This window comes from Isoptericola sediminis (assembly GCF_013085345.1).
Taxonomy (GTDB): Bacteria; Actinomycetota; Actinomycetes; order Actinomycetales; family Cellulomonadaceae; genus Isoptericola; species Isoptericola sediminis.
Genome location: NZ_JABFAJ010000011.1, coordinates 37,302 through 52,394, shown reverse-complemented (window position 1 = coordinate 52,394; position 15,093 = coordinate 37,302). Strand labels below are relative to the sequence as shown.

The following is a 15,093-nucleotide window of genomic DNA, read 5'->3' as shown; positions in this document are numbered from 1 at the left end:
TCATCCCCGCCCGGCCCCGGCCTCGGCGGGCACGGGCTCCTGCCCGAGCCGGCGGGCCAGCACGGAGCAGACCACGAGCTGGAGCTGGTGGAAGACGACCAGCGGCACGACGACGACGGCGAGCGTCGCGGCGGGCAGCAGCGCCGAGGCCATCGGCAGGCCCGTGGCCAGCGACTTCATCCCCCCGACGAGCAGCAGGGTGACCCGCTGGTCGCGCGGCAGCCCCAGCGCCCGGCCGCCCCACCACGTCAGGGCCAGCATGACGGCCAGCAGCACCCCGGCGGACCCGACGAGCACGAGCACGACCCCCACGCTCATGTCTGCCCAGATGCCCTCGGCGGTGGCGCCGCTGATCGCCGTGAACACGATGAGCAGGATCGTCCCGCGGTCCACCGCCGTGGTGACGGCCTTGTGCCGCCGCAGGAGCCCGCCCACCCAGGGCTGCAGGAGCTGGCCGAGCACCAGCGGCGCGAGGAGCTGCAGCAGCACGGTCTGCAGACCGTCCGCCCCGACGGCGCCGTCGCCGGCGACCGCTCCGCTCATCAGGCCGAGGACCAGCAGGGGAGTGGCGACCATGCCGACGACGTTCGACACGGTCGCCCCGCAGATCGCGCCGGCGACGTCGCCGCGTGCCACGGACGTGAACGCGACGGCGGAGTTCACCGTGGACGGCAGCAGCGAGACGCAGAGCAGCCCGACGGCGATCCCCTGCCCGACGACCGGGCCGACGGCCGCGGAGACGCCGAGCCCGACGAGCGGGAACACGACGAACGTCGCGACGAGCAGCGATCCCTGCAGGCGCCAGTCGGTCAGCGACCGCCAGATCTCCCGCGTCGGTAGCCGTGCCCCGTAGAGCAGGAACAGCAGGGCGATCGCGACGTCGGTGACGACGTCGAGCGCTTCCCGTGCGCCGTCGGGGACGGGTACCACGACGCCGACCAGGAGGGCGAGGACGATGGCGACGACGAACGGGTCGACCCACTGGCGTACCCCGCGCCGCAGCTTGGATCGTCGTGTCACAGGTGGTCCCTCTCGGTCGTCGCGTCGACCGTACGGTACGCGTCGACGCGCACGGGGCGTCTGGTCCGACGTCGACGGCCTGTCCGTGACGAGGACGAGGCGTTCGCCGCGACCTCTCAGCTCTCCGCCGAGGCCTGGTCGTACGCGTCCCGCGCGCGCTCGACCTCGTCGGCGTTCTCGGCGGCCCAGATGATCAAGGCGTCGACGGGCTCCCGGAGGGTCTTGCCCAGGGGTGAGATGCGGTACTCCACGGCCACCGGGCGGGTCGACAGCACGACCCGCGTGACGATGCCGTTGCGCTCAAGGCGCCGCAGCGTCGCGCTGAGCGACTTCTGCGTGACCCCGGGGATGGCCCGGCGGAGCCCGTTGAACCGCAGGGGCTGCTCGCACAGGAGCTCGAGGATCTCGAGGGACCACTTGTCCAGGACCTGGTCGAGCAGGTCGCGCCGGTGCTGGGCGATCGTCAGGTGGGGCGCGGGTGACGTGGTGTCGTTCATGAAACCTGGTCTCGTTGTAGTGACTTCCTGCTACTAGGTACCTTACAGAAACCAGACCACCGAGTACAGGAGGATCCCCATGACCGTCACCTATGTGTCGCCCGAGGGCATGACGCAGCCCGTTCCCTACCATCACGTCGCCGTCGCGACGGGCACCCGCCAGGTCCACGTGGCCGGTCAGGTCAGCCGTGACGCCGACGGGCAGGCGCTCTCCGCCGACCTCCGCGGCCAGACCGCGGACGCGCTGCGCAACGTCGCGATCGGGCTGGCCGGGGGCGGCGCGAGCTTCGCCGACGTCGTCCGCCTCACGTTCTACGTGACCGGATGGCGACCGGACCGCATCGAGGACTTCCTGGCCGGCGTCGGGGACGTCGCCGCCGAGCTCGGCCTGCCTCAGCCGCTGCCGCCGTCGTCGCTCATCGGGGTCGAGATCCTGTTCGAGCCCGACGTCCTCGTGGAGGTCGAGGCGATCGCGGTCACCGACTGAGAGCCGCCGCACGGTGCACGCACGAGTCCCGGCCGGATCGATGATCCGGCCGGGACTCGTCGTCTACCCCTGGGGGCGTCCGGTCAGGACCGGACGAACTCCAGCAGCGCCTCGTTGACCTCGGACGCGTGCGTCCACAGCAGCCCGTGGGGCGCGCCCTCGATCTCGACGTACTCCGCCTCGGGCAGGGCGTCGCGGAATCGGCGGCCGGTGGCGTCGATCGGCAGGATGTTGTCCTTCGTCCCGTGCAGGATGAGCGTCGGCTTGGCCGCGGCCCGGACGGCCTCGACGTCGGGCCGGAAGTCCTCGATCCAGGCGGGGACGACGCTGTAGGCCGCGACGGGCGCGGAACCGACGGCGGTGTTCCAGTTGGCCCGGACGACCTCCTCCGAGATCCGGCTGCCGAGGGTCTCGTCGAGGTTGTAGAAGTCCTGGTAGAACTGCGTGAACCAGGCGTAGCGGTCGGCGCGGGCCGTCGCGGCGATCCCGTCGAAGACCGACTGCGGCACACCCTCCGGGTTGTCGTCGCGCTGGACGAGGAACGGCTCCAGCGAGGCGAGGAACGCCAGCTTGGCGACGCGGTCGTGCCCGTGCTTCCTCACGTACCGGGCCAGCTCGCCCGTCCCCATCGAGAAGCCCACGAGGATGACGTCGCGCAGGTCGAGGGTCTCGAGCAGGGCGTCGAGGTCCCCGGCGAACGTGTCGTAGTCGTACCCGGCCCCGACCTTGCTCGACCGCCCGAACCCGCGGCGGTCGTAGGTGATGACGCGGTACCCGGCGTCCACGAGCTCACGGGCCTGCAGCTCCCAGCTGTTGCCGTCGAGCGGGTAGCCGTGGATGAGCACGACGGGCTGGCCGGCGCCGTGGTCCTCGTAGTAGATCTCGACGTCGGTGCTGTTCTCGTGGCTGACGGTGATGTAGCCCATGGTCGTGCTCCCTGTCGATCGGTGGAGAACGGTCGTTCTCGTTGGTGGCTGTAACCTGGAGAACGGCCGTTCTGTTCCCGGGGTGAGGTGATCTGCATGACACGACCCGACGACACGGCTGCCCGCGCCGGAATCGTCGCCGCCGCCGACCGGCTGTTCTACGTCCGTGGCATCCAGAACGTCGGCATGGACGCGGTCCGCGCCGAGGCGGGTTCGTCGCTCAAGCGGATCTACGGGCTGTTCCCGTCCAAGGAGGACCTCGTCGTCGCGGTGCTGGCGCACCGCACCGCGATCTGGTGGAGCGGTGTCGAGCGGGCCGCCGCCGGCGCGCGGACACCTCGGGAGCGGCTGCTGTCGATCTTCGACTTCCTCGACGGGTGGTTCCGCGAGGACGACTTCCGCGGCTGTGCGTTCATCAACTCCTTCGGCGAGCTCGGCGCGACGTCGCCCCGGGTCGTGGCCGCCGTGCGTGAGCAGAAGGAGTCGGTCCGGGCGTACGTCCGCGACCTGGTCCGCCGGGAAGGGCTCGCCGATGACGTCGCGCTGCAGGTCGACCTCCTCGTCGAGGGCGCGCAGACCACGGCGGCGATCACCCGGGACGGCGGCGTCGCGGCCCAGGCCCGCCGTGCCGCCGCAGTCCTGCTCGACGCGGCGGGCGTCGAGGCGGACGGGCCCGCCGAGCCGGGGCGCGGCGACCGCTGACCGACGGTGGGTGCGCGAGGGTCGTCGAGGCGGCGCCGGCGCGCCGCGGGGTCACGGACGGGCGGGCAGTCCCTCCGCGCGCGTCCTCAGGGCGTCGTTCATCTGCTCGAACCCGAGCCGGGTCGGGGCGAGGATCGACCGGAGCAGCGGGACCAGGACGCCGCTGAAGGTCTCGGTCTGGGTCAGCAGCGTGCCGCCGGACGGGAGCCCGTCCAGCTCGAAGCGGTGGTCACCGTCGAAGATGCCGGGGAGCCCGAGGCGGCCCCGCCAGTGGAGCGCCCGCCCCGGCTCGTGGTCGACGACCGTGGGTCGGAAGGTCATCGGGCGCCGGCCGGGGGGCTCGATCACCGCCTCGAGGCGGGACCCCACCTCGAGATTCCCGGACAACCGTGTGATGAACGGGTTCCAGTCCGGGTAGCGAGCGGTGTCGGTGAGCACGCTCCAGACGTCGGCCGGTGCACGGTCGATCCGGACGGCGTGACTGATGGTGGTGGACATGCGGTCTCCCTGGATGGACGGGGACGGACGGGTAAACTAACAGCGTTAGTCTCGAAACTGTTCCCAGGAGTCGGCGATGGCACGAGCATCGACAGCGCGACGGGCGGCGATCGTCCGGGCGGCACGCGAGCTGCTGGACGGCGGGGGTGTCGACGCCGTCACCATGCGGGCGGTCGCCGACCGTCTCGGCATCCGCGCACCGTCCTTGTACAACCATCTGCCGGACAAGCAGGCGTTGGAGAACGCGCTGGTCTCCGACGGCTTCGCCGAGCTGGCGGCCGCGCTGCGCCAGGCGCTGGAAGGCTCGACCGACGACGAGATCGGCGGCATCGGCGGGGCGTACCGCGCCTTCGCCCGTCGGTCCCCGCATCTCTACCGGCTGATGACCGAGCGGGAGCTGGATCGGGACGAACTCGTCCCCGGCGTCGAGGCGGCGGCAGCGCAGCCGCTGGTCGACGTTCTGCACGGTGACGAGGCCAGGGCTCGCGCCGTGTTCGCGTTCATGCACGGCATGGCGACGCTGGAGCTCAACCGCCGCTTCCCCGCGGAGGCCGACCTCGACGCCACCTGGGCGGTCGGCCTGCGCCACCTGGCCGCCGAGACCCCGCCCGGCGTCGCCTGACGACGCCCCGGACGGGCGCGGCACGCGGCCGTGCCCGTCGGGCGCGTGGTCAGGCGGCGGTCTCCCGGGTGAGGAGCCGGAGCCGGTCCGCGCCGACGTTCGCTCCGAAGGCGGGATGCCCCGGTTCCAGCCGCCGCCCGGTGGCCAGAGCACCGGTGACGACCGGGTCGAACCCGAGAGCGTCGACGACGGCGGCCGCGGCGGTGACGTCGTCGGCCTCGTCCCCCGCGACGGCGATCGCCTTGCGCTCGGGGTGACCGGCGGGCCGGGAGCCGTCCTCCAGGTCGTGGTAGCCCATGTGGTTGAACGCCTTGACGACGCGGGCGGCGGGCAGCGAGGCCTGGACGAGCTCGCTGGTGGAGGTGGCGGGCCGGGAGAGGTCCTCGCGGTGGCCGTCCGTCTCCCACCAGAAGTTCATGGCGTCGACGACGAGCTTGCCGGCCAGTGCGTCGGCGGGCAGCGCGCGGTGCTTGCCCAGCGGGAGGGCGAGGATCACGACGTCGGCCTTGGCCGCGGCCTCGGCCGTGGTGACGGGTTCGGCGCCGGGTGCGAGGACCTCGACGGTCAGGGCGATCTTCGCCGGATCCCCGGAGCCGGAGATCAGGACGCGGTAGCCAGCCCGGACCGCGAGGCGCGCGAGGACGGTGCCGACCTTGCCCGCGCCGATGATGCCGAGGGTCTGGTTGCTGGTGCTCATGCGATCTCCTGGGGCTGGTCGGCGAGCAGGTCACGGACCAGGGGGATGACCTTGGTCCCGTACAGCTCGACGTTGCGCAGGCGCGCGTCGGCGGGCTGCGCACCGGTGGTGTAGATGAGGTCGAACCGCCCCACGCCGAGGCTGGTCACGGCTGCGGCGACCCTGCGGGCGACGGTCTCGGGCGAGCCGACGTAGAGGGACCCGCCGCCGATCTCGGCGTCGAACTCGGACCGGCGCACGGGAGGCCAGCCCCGCGTGGCGCCGATGCGGTCGCGCTGCAGGCGGTAGTGGGGCCAGTAGATCTCCCGGGCCTCCTCGTCGGTGTCGGCGATGAAGCCGGGCGAGTGCATGCCGACCGGGTGGGCGGTGGTGCCGAACTGCGCGGCAGCGCGCCGGTACAGGTCGACGTACGGGCGGAAGCGTGCGGGGTCGCCGCCGATGATGGCGAGCATGAGGGGCAGGTCGTAGTGGGCCGCGCGGATCACGGACTGCGGGGACCCGCCGACGCCGACCCAGGTGCTCAGGTGGCCGGACTCGGTGGTGGGGAAGACCTCCGCGTCGGTGAGCGCGGCACGGGTGGTGCCGGACCAGGTGACGGGCTTCTCCTTGAGCAGCTCGGCGAAGAGCTGGATCTTCTCCTCGAACAGCAGGTCGTAGTCGGCCAGGTCGTAGCCGAACAGCGGGAAGGACTCGGTGAACGAGCCGCGGCCGAGGATGACCTCGGCCCGCCCGCGGGACAGGGCGTCGACCGTGGCGAAGCGCTGGAAGACCCGGACCGGGTCGTCGGAGGACAGCACGGTCACCCCGGAGGCGAGCCGGATGTTCTGCGTGACGCCGGCGAGCCCGGCCAGGACCGTGTCCGGGGAGGAGATCGCGTACTCGGGGCGGTGGTGCTCGCCCAGGGCGATGACGTCGACGCCGGTCTGGTCGGCCAGCACGGCCTCGTCGACGACCTGACGGATGGCCGCGGCGTGCGAGACCAGCTCGCCGTCGGTGCCCATCGGGCGGTCGCCGAACGAGTCGAGGCCGAACTCAACAGTGGTGCTCACGGTGTGACTCCCCAGGTGATCGAGGTGGAGGATGGCGGAAGTTGACACGTCAACACTTGACAGGTCAACACCTATTCCCGATGGTTGACATGTCCATCGAAGAGGGGAGGCCCGCCGTGGCAGAGACAGCTCGGCACGCTCCGACGGCGCAGCAGCTGGCGACCTGGCGCGCGTTCATCGAGACGACCGAGCTGCTGCGCTCGCGGTTGGGCGCCCGGCTCCAGTCCGAGTCGGGGATGTCCCTGCAGGACTACTCGGTCCTGCTCGCCCTGCGCGAGGCCCCCGCGCGCAACCTGCGCTCCTCCGAGCTGGCGGACGCCGTCGGCTGGGAACGCAGCCGGCTGTCGCACCACGTCGGACGCATGGAACGTCGCGGCCTGGTGGAACGCAAGGGCCCTGCGGACGGGGGCTGGGGGTCCTGCGTCCACCTGACCGATGCGGGCGCCGACGTCTTCCGCCGCGCCTCGGTCGGCCACCTGCAGGCCGTCTCCGAGCTGTTCATCGACGCCCTCTCACCGGCCCAGCTCGACGCGGCCGGTGAGATCGCCCAGGCGCTGTCCGCCCGGCTGGCCGACACCGGCGGTCCGCGACGGTGACCCCGTCCGGTGGGTCCGAGCGTGCTGGGGAGACGCGTCGGTCGCCTAGGTGGAAGTGTTTCGGCCGGTCGGGAGCTCGGCCGGAGGGTCGTCCGTCCCGTGCCGTGGCCCGGCGCCCGCCGGGCGGGTGACCACGTACGCCCCGGTGAGGCCGATGGCGACACCGAGCACCGAGAACGAGGCCACCGGACCCCACGAGACGCCCTCCCGGACGAGGTCCGGCAGCCCGAGCGTGCCGGAGACGATCCAGGGGAACGCGGCGACGCGGCCCCAGTCGGGCAGCGAGAGCATGACGGCACCGAGGAACAGCGACCCGAGGCCCCCGTACATCGCGAACTCCGGGTAGCCGTACCAGAACACGAACGTGCTCGCGGCGCCGACGGCGACCGCCGTGCCCGCCATCCAGCCCCGGAGGCGCACCATCACGGGGACCAGCAGGACCAGCCCGAACGTCGTGCCGAGGTAGGCGAGGATCAGTCCCCAGGAGCCGTCCGCCTGGTTCCAGGAGAGCCAGGCGTCGACGCCGATGCCCGCCGCGCCGATCAGCAGCAGCACACCCGTGGCCCGCACCAGCCAGCCCTTCGCCATGGCCGCCTCCTCGCCGCCGGTTCCACGATGCCACGGGCGGCACCGACACGCGCCGCACACCGATCGCTCCTAGGCTCGCGGGCAGGACCCGTGCAGCGTGGACAGGGAGCAGCGACATGACCGGTCAGACCCCCGCATGGCTGGCGGACGCCGTCATCTACGAGATCTACCCGCAGTCGTTCGCCGACTCGAACGGCGACGGGATCGGGGACCTGCCGGGCGTCATCGACCACCTCGACCACCTGGAGTGGCTCGGGGTGGACGTGATCTGGTTCAACCCGTGCTTCGCCTCCCCGTTCCGGGACGCCGGCTACGACGTCGAGGACTACCTGACGATCGCGCCGCGCTACGGCACGAACGAGGACATGGTCGAGCTCGTCGAGCAGGCCCGCCGGCGCGGCATCCGGGTGCTGCTCGACCTCGTCGCGGGACACACCTCGATCGACCACCCGTGGTTTGCCCGGTCCCTCGCCGACCCCTCCGACGACCGGTACATCTGGGCCGACCGCGACGGGCCGGGGCTCGTCCCGTCGCCCGGGCCGCGCGAGGGCTGGTACCTGAAGAACTTCTTCGACTCCCAGCCCGCGCTGAACTTCGGCTACGCCCGACCGCACCCCGACGAGCCGTGGCGGCAGGCGACCGACGCCCCGGGCCCCACGCGCAACCGCGAGGCCCTCAAGGAGATCATCGGGTTCTGGCTGGACCGCGGCGTGGCCGGCTTCCGTGTGGACCTGGCCTTCTCGCTCGTCAAGGACGACCCCGACCTGGAGGCGACCACCGCGTTGTGGCGCGAGATCGCCGGCTGGATGCGCGCGCGGTACCCGGACGCGGTGCTGCTGCCGGAGGCCGACGACGACAACACCGCCGACGCCGGGTTGCGGGGAGGCTTCGACGCGGACTTCGCCCTCGTCATCCAGCGCGAGCACAGCGCGCTGTTCAACAACGGCGCCACCGGCCACCTGACCTGGCAGGACCCGGCGGCGATGGAGCCGTGCTTCTTCGACCCCGACGTCGACGAGGCGGCGGGCACCCGCGCGCTGGAGACGTTCCTGCGGGAGTGGGACGAGCGGGAGCGCCGAGCCGGCGCGGACCGGCTCGTCGTCCTGCCGACGGCGGACCACGACTTCTCACGGCTCGCGGCCGGGCCGCGCACCGGTGACCAGCTGCGCCCTGCCTTCACGTTCCTGCTGACGTGGGGGTCGCTCCCGTCGATCTACTACGGCGACGAGATCGGGATGCGCAACCTGCCCGACGCGCCCGAGACGGAGGGAAGCCGCTGGAACCCGGGGTACGACCGTGCCGGGTGCCGGACCCCGATGCAGTGGGACGACGCCCTGCCGAACAGCGGTTTCTCTTCCGCGCCGGCCGAGCGGCTCTACCTCCCGCAGGACCCGGACCCGGCCCGCCCCACCGTGGCGGCCCAGCGTGCGGACCCGCGGTCGCTGCTGCACCACGTGCGCGACCTCGTGGACCTGCGTCGGCGCACCCCGGCGCTGCGCACCGGTGGGGCGCGCACCGTCCTGCACGTCGGGTACCCGTTCGTCTACCTGCGCGGCGACGAGCACCTCGTCGTCGTCAACCCGCGTCGCGAGGCGGCCCGGACCACGATCCCGGCGCTCGCGGGCACGACCGCCACGATGCTCCTCGGTGACGGCGTCCGGGTCGAGGACGGGGTCGTGGAGGTCGCCGGTGGTGGTCACGCGGTGCTCGCCGTGACCCGACCCTGACGCGCGACCGGCCGACCCGGAGGGCGACGAGCGCGGCGGGCGAGCCCGGGCGCCGGGTGATCTCGCGGCCGGTGGGCTGCGAGTCGACCGGGACGGGGAGAGCCTGAGGTGTCGGGGGATCGGGTTCGGGGATGCGGGGTCCGGGATGTCTGAGCAGCGCAGCGCGGCGCGAGGGGAGGCGCACGGCGCCCTCCGGCTGTGGACACCTGCCCCCGAGGGCGACCGGGTGCGGTTCGCACCGGACCCGGACGACCGGTACGCCGTCGTCGACGATCTCGAGGCCGCGCACGTCATCCTCGTGCTGGACCGGTGGCCCCAGGTCGACGGCGTGGGACACCTGGTCTTCACGGAGCACCCGCAGGTCCGCTCCTTCCGGGTGTCGACGTTCCAGCGGCATGTCGACGCCCGCCGTGCGCAGGCGGGGCAGCCGGCCCCCGACCGGGCGCTGCGCGTGGGCGACGTGTTCTGGGTCCGGGCCGGTGACGACCCGCGGTGGAACGACCCCCGGCGTTGGCAGCTCCTGGACGTGACCGCCTCGGCGCGGCGTGCCGCGCACGCGGCGCAGGTCGTCGCGGTCAACCCGGCGATGCGGCTGCGGGAGGCGGACGTGGCCCACGAGTCCTCGGGACCACCGTCCCCGGAAGGGCCTCGCCGTCCTCCGGCCGGTGCGGCCGCCTCGACGGTGTGACATGTCCGTCCCGCAGCGCATCCCGGCGGACCACTTCACCGCGCGCGACCTCGTCGGCGAGCTCAAGGAGCGACCGGACGCCCTGGCGCACTTCGTGCTCAACGTGGGTGACGGTGACGCCCAGGTGGTGCTGCTGCCGACCGACCCGGTGGCGGAGCACCGTCGCGCCGTCGTCGTCGACGCCGGACGGGACAAGCCGTTGTCGCTGATCGCGGCGCTCACGGCCGAGGGCCTGCTCCCCGGCGTGGACGACGTGGCCCTCGTGGTGGCCACCCACCCGCACCAGGACCACATCGGCGCGATGGCCGAGGTGCTGGCCGGTCTGGGCGACCGGGTCGCCGAGTTCTGGGACCCCGGGTACTTCCACCCGATCGGTGCGTTCCACCGGATGATGGCGGAGGTGGAGCGGCGCACCGGGCTGCTGTACAGCCACCCGGCGTCGGGGCTGAGCCGGTGGATCGGCCGGACCGGGATCACTGTGCTGTCCCCGTCGATCCATCTCAGGAACCGGTTCGACACCTACGGGGTCGAGATCAACGACTCCTCCCTGTCGATGCGTCTGCAGCATCCCGCCGCGCGCGTGGTCACCCGTGACGAGGCCGGCAACGTCGTGGACAAGAGCTCGTCCGAGGTCTCCCTCGTGCTCGGCGGGGACGCGCAGACGTTGTCGTGGTCCTACGTGCTGACGGACTTCCCGTTCCTCATGAAGTCGAACTCCGCCAGCTCGGCGGCGATCGCCGCGGCGACGGGGGACGTCGACCTGCTGCGGGCCGACGTCTTCAAGGTCTCGCACCACGCGTCGAAGCGGGGGGTCAACCTGGAGCTGATGGAACGGATCAGACCGTGGGCCTCGGTGGTGTCGTGCGGCCCGGACTCGCCCCGGTACCACTTCCCGCACGACCTGGCGCAGGAGATCCTGCGCGAGGCTCGTGACCCGAGGGCCGGGTCCGGGGGGCAGCGCTCGGAGAGGGACTGGGAGGTGAGGATCTACTACACGGCCGACCGGGACACCGACGGGCGTGCCCTGGGCACCGTGGTCACCGTGCTGGAGGAGGGTCGTCGCCCCCAGGTGTGGCGGCTGGGTGACACCCCCGGCCGGTCGGTATCCGTTGCGGCACTGCGGAAGGCCCGTAGGCTCGACAACCGATGACACAGCACATCGGCGTGGCCATATCCGGCGGGGGGCACCGCGCGACGGCGTGGGGTCTGGGCGCGCTGCTCTATCTGGTCGACAGCGGCAAGAACGAGGAGGTCTCCGCGATCTCCTCGGTGTCCGGAGGGTCGATCGCCAACGCCGTCGTGGCGCAGGAGACCGACTACAGGACCGTCGACCCGCCCGGGTTCGACCGCACCATCCGGCGGCTGGTGCGCCACCTCGCCGACACCGGTCTCTTCTTCTGGGGTCCGCCCACCAACGCCTACCTGGTCTCGGTGTTCGTGGGGGCCGGCGTCGCCGTGGCCACGATGCTGACCGGCATCGTCTTCGTGTTCCTCAACGGGCTGTCCTGGCGATCCGGGCTCACGCTGCTGGCGGGGGGCGTGCTGATGGGGCTCACGGCCCGCTGGTTCGAGCGCCGTTCGCACGTCCTCGACCGCGCGTTGGCCCGGACCCACTTCCAGCGGGACGGACGGTCGACGCGACTGGCGGACATCGACCGGTCCCTCGACCACGTCGTGTGCGCGACCGAGCTGCAGTCGGCCGAGCACCTCTACCTCACCCCCCGGTTCCTCTACTCCCACCGGCTGGGCACGGGGTCGACGAACGACATGAGGTTGTCCACCGCCGTCCAGGCTTCCCTGGGGATGCCCGGCGCCTTCACCCCGCGACGGCTGAAGACCGCACCGTACGGGTTTCACGGCGGTACGCAGGAGGGCGGCGTCGCCGAGGACTTCCTGCTCACCGACGGCGGCGTGTACGACAACCTGGCCGACCAGTGGCCCGACGGTCTCGAGAAGAGGCTGGAGCGGGCCCCGGAGCTGCCGGTCGTGGGCCGCACCATCGACGAGCTCGTCATCGTCAACGCCACCACCGCGTTGAGCTGGAGGCGGCTGCGGTACGCCCGCCGGTTCCTGGTGGGGGAGCTGTTCACCCTCCTGCGGTCCAGCAGCGTGATGTACCAGGTGCCGACCGAACGACGTCAACGCGGTCTGGTGCACAACTGGGTCGACTGCGAGCGCACCGGGCGAGGGCAGCGCGGCGCGATCGTCCAGATCCAGCAGTCGCCGTACCGGGTGGCCGACGCGTTCCTCCGGAAGGACCAGGAGGAGCGGGCCCGCCGTGCCCGTGCCGTGCTGGACCTGCTCGGCGACGACGACGAGTCGCGCGAGGCCTGGCGTGCCCGGGCGGAGTCGAACGCGGCCGTCCCCACGGTGCTGCGCCAGCTCGGCAGGACGGCGACGGTCGACCTGCTCGAGCACTCCTACGTGCTGGCGATGTGCAACCTGCACGTGCTGCACGGCTACCCGCTGCTCGATCTGCCGAAGCGCGAGCGGTTCGAGCGTCTCCTGGACGACCCGGAGCCGTCGGCCGACGCGGCGTGACGTTCAGGTCCCCGTCGCCGATAGTGTCCTGGCGTGGCTGCTTCCGTGCTGCTGTCCACCGACGACGGCACCGTGGCTTCCTGCCGCCGGCCGGGCCGAGGTCGTGCTCGACCCCGGAGGCGATCCGCCGGTCCCGGTCGGACTGGTGCGGCTGCTGCTCCGCCGGAGCGGGACGGTGTTCGTCGTGCCTCGCGAGGGGTCGGGGAAGCCGGACCTTCCGACGTCGGAGGTCCTGGACCTCGGCGACGGGCGCGCGACCGCCGAACGCCTGGCCGCGACGGTCGTGGGGGAGGGCGGCGGACCGACCCTGCTCGGCTACGTGCGCAACTCGGTCGAGGTACCGGACGAGCAGTACCCGTGGCCCCTACCGCGGGCCCACTTCTGCGTCTGGCAGTCCGACGGCGAACCCACCTGCGAGGGGTCCTGGGTCTCGGTCGACGACCCGGCGTCACCGTTGCGAACCCGGCACTGGTGGCCGCTCGTGGCGGCGACGGACGCGGGCAACCCCGGTGGGACGTCCGGGTGACGCACCCCGACATGTCCCGGGGGCCGCGGATGGTCGCCCACGAGGCGGTGTCCACGGCGCTGTCGCGGTGCACCGACCGCGAGCTGCGCGAGCGCGTGGACGCCGGTACGCCGGTCGGATCCGGCATCGGCGGTGAGACCGTGCTGATGGAGGTCGACGGGCACCCCGTGTTCGTCAAGCAGCTGCGCCTGACCGACCTCGAGCGTCTGCCGGAGCACGTCGGCTCCACGGCGAACCTGTTCGGACTGCCGATGTTCTGCCACTACGGGGTCGGGAGGATCGGCGGGCCGGGGTTCGGTGCCTGGCGGGAGCTGGCCGTGCACACACTGACGACCCGGTGGGTGCTCGAGGGCGACCACGAGGGTTTCCCCGTGACGTACCACTGGCGGGTGCTGCCGGATGCCGGTCGTCCCCTGCCCGAGGAGCTGGCCGACGTCGAGCGCGCCGTCGCCTCCTGGGGCGGCGGGCCGGCCGTGCGCCGCCGGATCGAGGCCCTGGAGCGGTCCTCGGCGAGCCTGATGCCTTGCCTCGAGTACGTCCCGCAGAACCTGCACGACTGGCTGGGGGAGCAGGTCGAGGCGGGCGAAGAAGCCGCCGAGCGGGCTTGTGCCATGGTCGAGGACGAGCTGCTCGCCGGCATCTCGTTCATGAGCACCCACGGGCTGCTGCACTTCGACGCCCACTTCGAGAACGTCCTGACCGACGGCCGACGACTCTTCCTCGCCGACTACGGTCTGGCGATCTCCTCCTCCTTCGACCTCGGCCCGGACGAGGCCGTGTTCCTCGACGAGCACCGGGGCTACGACAGGGCCTATGCCGTCACCCACCTCGTGAACTGGCTGTCCGTGGCGCTGTTCGGGCACGGGCCGGAGGAGCGCCGGGCGTTCGTGCAGGGCTGCGCCCGGGGCGTGCCCCCGTCAGGGACCCCGGCGCCGATGGCGGCACGCCTGCTTCGCCATGCGCCGGTGGCCGCCGTGACGGGGGACTTCTACCGCCGGTTCCAGCAGGAAAGCCTGACGACGCCGTACCCGCGGGCCGCGATTCACCGGTTCGAGCAGCAGGCCAGGACCTAGGCTCGGCCGGCATGGAGCCCGAGGACGAGCGGTGGCGCAGCGCGGTCGAGCACGTCCGGGACCGTGCCGCGGGAGGTCCGCTGCCCGCGGACGCCCGGGTGGTGCTCCACTTCCACCCGGACGCCCCGGCCGGGCGCGGGTCGGTGCTGGAGACGGTGGCTCGCGAGGGCGTCTACCGGTCGCAGTTCGAGACGAGGACCAGCAACGGCGGGTTGACCGCTTTCCCCGGTGGGGACCGGTGGCGGTGGGAGAGCCGGATCTTCGGCGGCGTGTACGACGACGCGCCCCCGGCCGCCCGCCCGCGGTACGGGGCGCTGCTGCTCGACGGCGATCCCTACGGCGCGGCGCCGCGGTTCGGCTCCAGCTACCTGCGACTGGGTCCGGGCGTGCTGGAGCGGACGACGCTCTGCTACCCCGACAGCGCGCACACGCCGGACGACTTCGGCACGCGTGACCGGTCCGGCCTGACGGCGATGCTGCGCTCGCACCCGCGCCGCGACCCTCTCGACCGGTATGTCGAGGCCCACGTCCACGGCGAGGTCCGCGTCGACCGCGACCTGGAGGCGGTCGTGCTGGACCCGTCCTACCGCGGGACGGCGGTCGCCGCGGCGGCGGAGCGGCTCGGCTGCGCCGTCGAGTGGCACCCCGGCTATCGGGCCCTCCCGACCGCGTTCGACGAGCGCTACCGGGGGCCGGAACCGGTCCGGCTCGCCGAGTCCGTCGCCGCCGAGGGCGAGCTGACGCCCGCGCTGCTGGGGCCGTGGCGCGGAGCCGACGGCGTCGACCCCCAGACGCTGAAGCAGGTGTGGCACCTGCTGGCCCGCTACGGACGCCTCAGCGGCGCCCTTCCCTAGCC

At 72.5% G+C, this 15,093-nt stretch carries 18 protein-coding genes; 11 read left to right on the top strand and 7 right to left on the bottom strand.

What is annotated here, in order from left to right:
- Both HLI28_RS06105 and HLI28_RS06100 read right to left on the bottom strand, forming a co-directional pair.
- Entirely contained in the window at positions 1–1,020 is a 1,020-nt protein-coding gene (locus tag HLI28_RS06105) for a bile acid:sodium symporter family protein (protein ID WP_343035693.1), read from the bottom strand.
- 116 nt (positions 1,021–1,136) lie between these two features.
- The gene (locus tag HLI28_RS06100; RefSeq protein WP_171246622.1) at positions 1,137–1,517 is read right to left on the bottom strand and encodes a winged helix-turn-helix transcriptional regulator; all 381 of its coding nucleotides are present in this window, start codon (positions 1,515–1,517) and stop codon (positions 1,137–1,139) included.
- Between the two features lie 79 nt (positions 1,518–1,596).
- Here HLI28_RS06100 and HLI28_RS06095 point away from each other — a divergent pair, with 79 nt between their 5' ends.
- Positions 1,597–2,004, top strand: coding sequence for a RidA family protein (locus HLI28_RS06095; protein WP_171246621.1), 408 nt, complete (start codon positions 1,597–1,599; stop codon positions 2,002–2,004).
- 83 nt (positions 2,005–2,087) lie between these two features.
- Here HLI28_RS06095 and HLI28_RS06090 read toward each other — a convergent pair whose 3' ends face one another.
- Positions 2,088–2,930 (bottom strand): alpha/beta fold hydrolase, encoded by an 843-nt coding sequence (locus HLI28_RS06090; RefSeq protein ID WP_171246620.1) that lies wholly within the window; start codon positions 2,928–2,930, stop codon positions 2,088–2,090.
- 96 nt (positions 2,931–3,026) lie between these two features.
- Here HLI28_RS06090 and HLI28_RS06085 point away from each other — a divergent pair, with 96 nt between their 5' ends.
- Positions 3,027–3,632, top strand: coding sequence for a TetR/AcrR family transcriptional regulator (locus tag HLI28_RS06085; RefSeq protein WP_171246619.1), 606 nt, complete (start codon positions 3,027–3,029; stop codon positions 3,630–3,632).
- A gap of 51 nt (positions 3,633–3,683) precedes the next feature.
- Here the strand turns inward: HLI28_RS06085 and HLI28_RS06080 are convergent, their stop codons facing one another.
- Entirely contained in the window at positions 3,684–4,130 is a 447-nt protein-coding gene (locus HLI28_RS06080) for an SRPBCC domain-containing protein (RefSeq protein WP_171246618.1), read from the bottom strand.
- Positions 4,131–4,206: 76 nt separating this feature from the next.
- On the opposite strand from HLI28_RS06080, the gene HLI28_RS06075 reads away from it, so the two are divergent.
- Positions 4,207–4,752, top strand: a complete 546-nt coding sequence (locus tag HLI28_RS06075; protein WP_171246617.1) for a TetR/AcrR family transcriptional regulator — start codon at positions 4,207–4,209, stop codon at positions 4,750–4,752.
- A 49-nt stretch (positions 4,753–4,801) separates the two neighbouring features.
- On the opposite strand, the gene HLI28_RS06070 is transcribed toward HLI28_RS06075, so the two are convergent.
- Positions 4,802–5,449 (bottom strand): NADPH-dependent F420 reductase, encoded by a 648-nt coding sequence (locus HLI28_RS06070; RefSeq protein WP_171246616.1) that lies wholly within the window; start codon positions 5,447–5,449, stop codon positions 4,802–4,804.
- A complete protein-coding gene (locus tag HLI28_RS06065) occupies positions 5,446–6,498 on the bottom strand; it encodes an LLM class flavin-dependent oxidoreductase (RefSeq protein WP_343035692.1) in 1,053 nt (350 codons plus the stop codon). The genes HLI28_RS06070 and HLI28_RS06065 overlap by 4 nt, the downstream gene beginning before the upstream one ends.
- A gap of 116 nt (positions 6,499–6,614) precedes the next feature.
- On the opposite strand from HLI28_RS06065, the gene HLI28_RS06060 reads away from it, so the two are divergent.
- Complete coding sequence (locus HLI28_RS06060; protein WP_216077432.1) at positions 6,615–7,094, top strand: MarR family winged helix-turn-helix transcriptional regulator; 480 nt, start codon at positions 6,615–6,617, stop codon at positions 7,092–7,094.
- 45 nt (positions 7,095–7,139) lie between these two features.
- Here HLI28_RS06060 and HLI28_RS06055 read toward each other — a convergent pair whose 3' ends face one another.
- Positions 7,140–7,682, bottom strand: coding sequence for a hypothetical protein (locus tag HLI28_RS06055; RefSeq protein WP_171246614.1), 543 nt, complete (start codon positions 7,680–7,682; stop codon positions 7,140–7,142).
- 116 nt (positions 7,683–7,798) lie between these two features.
- On the opposite strand from HLI28_RS06055, the gene HLI28_RS06050 reads away from it, so the two are divergent.
- The 7 genes from HLI28_RS06050 (at position 7,799) to HLI28_RS06020 (ending at position 15,091) form a co-directional block, all read left to right on the top strand.
- The gene (locus tag HLI28_RS06050; RefSeq protein WP_171246613.1) at positions 7,799–9,409 is read left to right on the top strand and encodes an alpha-amylase family glycosyl hydrolase; all 1,611 of its coding nucleotides are present in this window, start codon (positions 7,799–7,801) and stop codon (positions 9,407–9,409) included.
- A gap of 145 nt (positions 9,410–9,554) precedes the next feature.
- Positions 9,555–10,097, top strand: a complete 543-nt coding sequence (locus HLI28_RS06045; protein WP_171246612.1) for a hypothetical protein — start codon at positions 9,555–9,557, stop codon at positions 10,095–10,097.
- A gap of 1 nt (position 10,098) precedes the next feature.
- Positions 10,099–11,247 (top strand): ComEC/Rec2 family competence protein, encoded by a 1,149-nt coding sequence (locus tag HLI28_RS06040; RefSeq protein ID WP_171246611.1) that lies wholly within the window; start codon positions 10,099–10,101, stop codon positions 11,245–11,247.
- Positions 11,244–12,638 carry a patatin-like phospholipase family protein gene (locus tag HLI28_RS06035; protein WP_171246610.1) on the top strand — a complete coding sequence of 465 codons (1,395 nt, stop codon included), beginning with the start codon at positions 11,244–11,246 and terminating at the stop codon, positions 12,636–12,638. Before HLI28_RS06040 ends, HLI28_RS06035 begins: the two co-directional genes overlap by 4 nt.
- A 103-nt stretch (positions 12,639–12,741) precedes the next feature.
- Complete coding sequence (locus HLI28_RS06030) at positions 12,742–13,164, top strand: NUDIX hydrolase (RefSeq protein ID WP_171246609.1); 423 nt, start codon at positions 12,742–12,744, stop codon at positions 13,162–13,164.
- Complete coding sequence (locus tag HLI28_RS06025) at positions 13,161–14,237, top strand: protein kinase family protein (RefSeq protein WP_343035691.1); 1,077 nt, start codon at positions 13,161–13,163, stop codon at positions 14,235–14,237. The genes HLI28_RS06030 and HLI28_RS06025 overlap by 4 nt, the downstream gene beginning before the upstream one ends.
- Before the next feature lie 11 nt (positions 14,238–14,248).
- Positions 14,249–15,091 (top strand): DUF3626 domain-containing protein, encoded by an 843-nt coding sequence (locus HLI28_RS06020; protein ID WP_171246608.1) that lies wholly within the window; start codon positions 14,249–14,251, stop codon positions 15,089–15,091.
- The last annotated feature ends 2 nt before the right edge of the window (positions 15,092–15,093 follow it).

Bases quoted from the DNA above. Each gene is read 5' to 3' on its own strand.
- HLI28_RS06100 (WP_171246622.1), bottom strand. From the start codon at position 1,517: ATGAACGACACCACGTCACCCGCGCCCCACCTGACGATCGCCCAGCAC.
- HLI28_RS06095 (WP_171246621.1), top strand. From the start codon at position 1,597: ATGACCGTCACCTATGTGTCGCCCGAGGGCATGACGCAGCCCGTTCCC.
- HLI28_RS06090 (WP_171246620.1), bottom strand. From the start codon at position 2,930: ATGGGCTACATCACCGTCAGCCACGAGAACAGCACCGACGTCGAGATC.
- HLI28_RS06085 (WP_171246619.1), top strand. From the start codon at position 3,027: ATGACACGACCCGACGACACGGCTGCCCGCGCCGGAATCGTCGCCGCC.
- HLI28_RS06080 (WP_171246618.1), bottom strand. From the start codon at position 4,130: ATGTCCACCACCATCAGTCACGCCGTCCGGATCGACCGTGCACCGGCC.
- HLI28_RS06075 (WP_171246617.1), top strand. From the start codon at position 4,207: ATGGCACGAGCATCGACAGCGCGACGGGCGGCGATCGTCCGGGCGGCA.
- HLI28_RS06070 (WP_171246616.1), bottom strand. From the start codon at position 5,449: ATGAGCACCAGCAACCAGACCCTCGGCATCATCGGCGCGGGCAAGGTC.
- HLI28_RS06055 (WP_171246614.1), bottom strand. From the start codon at position 7,682: ATGGCGAAGGGCTGGCTGGTGCGGGCCACGGGTGTGCTGCTGCTGATC.
- HLI28_RS06050 (WP_171246613.1), top strand. From the start codon at position 7,799: ATGACCGGTCAGACCCCCGCATGGCTGGCGGACGCCGTCATCTACGAG.
- HLI28_RS06045 (WP_171246612.1), top strand. From the start codon at position 9,555: ATGTCTGAGCAGCGCAGCGCGGCGCGAGGGGAGGCGCACGGCGCCCTC.
- HLI28_RS06040 (WP_171246611.1), top strand. From the start codon at position 10,099: ATGTCCGTCCCGCAGCGCATCCCGGCGGACCACTTCACCGCGCGCGAC.
- HLI28_RS06035 (WP_171246610.1), top strand. From the start codon at position 11,244: ATGACACAGCACATCGGCGTGGCCATATCCGGCGGGGGGCACCGCGCG.
- HLI28_RS06020 (WP_171246608.1), top strand. From the start codon at position 14,249: ATGGAGCCCGAGGACGAGCGGTGGCGCAGCGCGGTCGAGCACGTCCGG.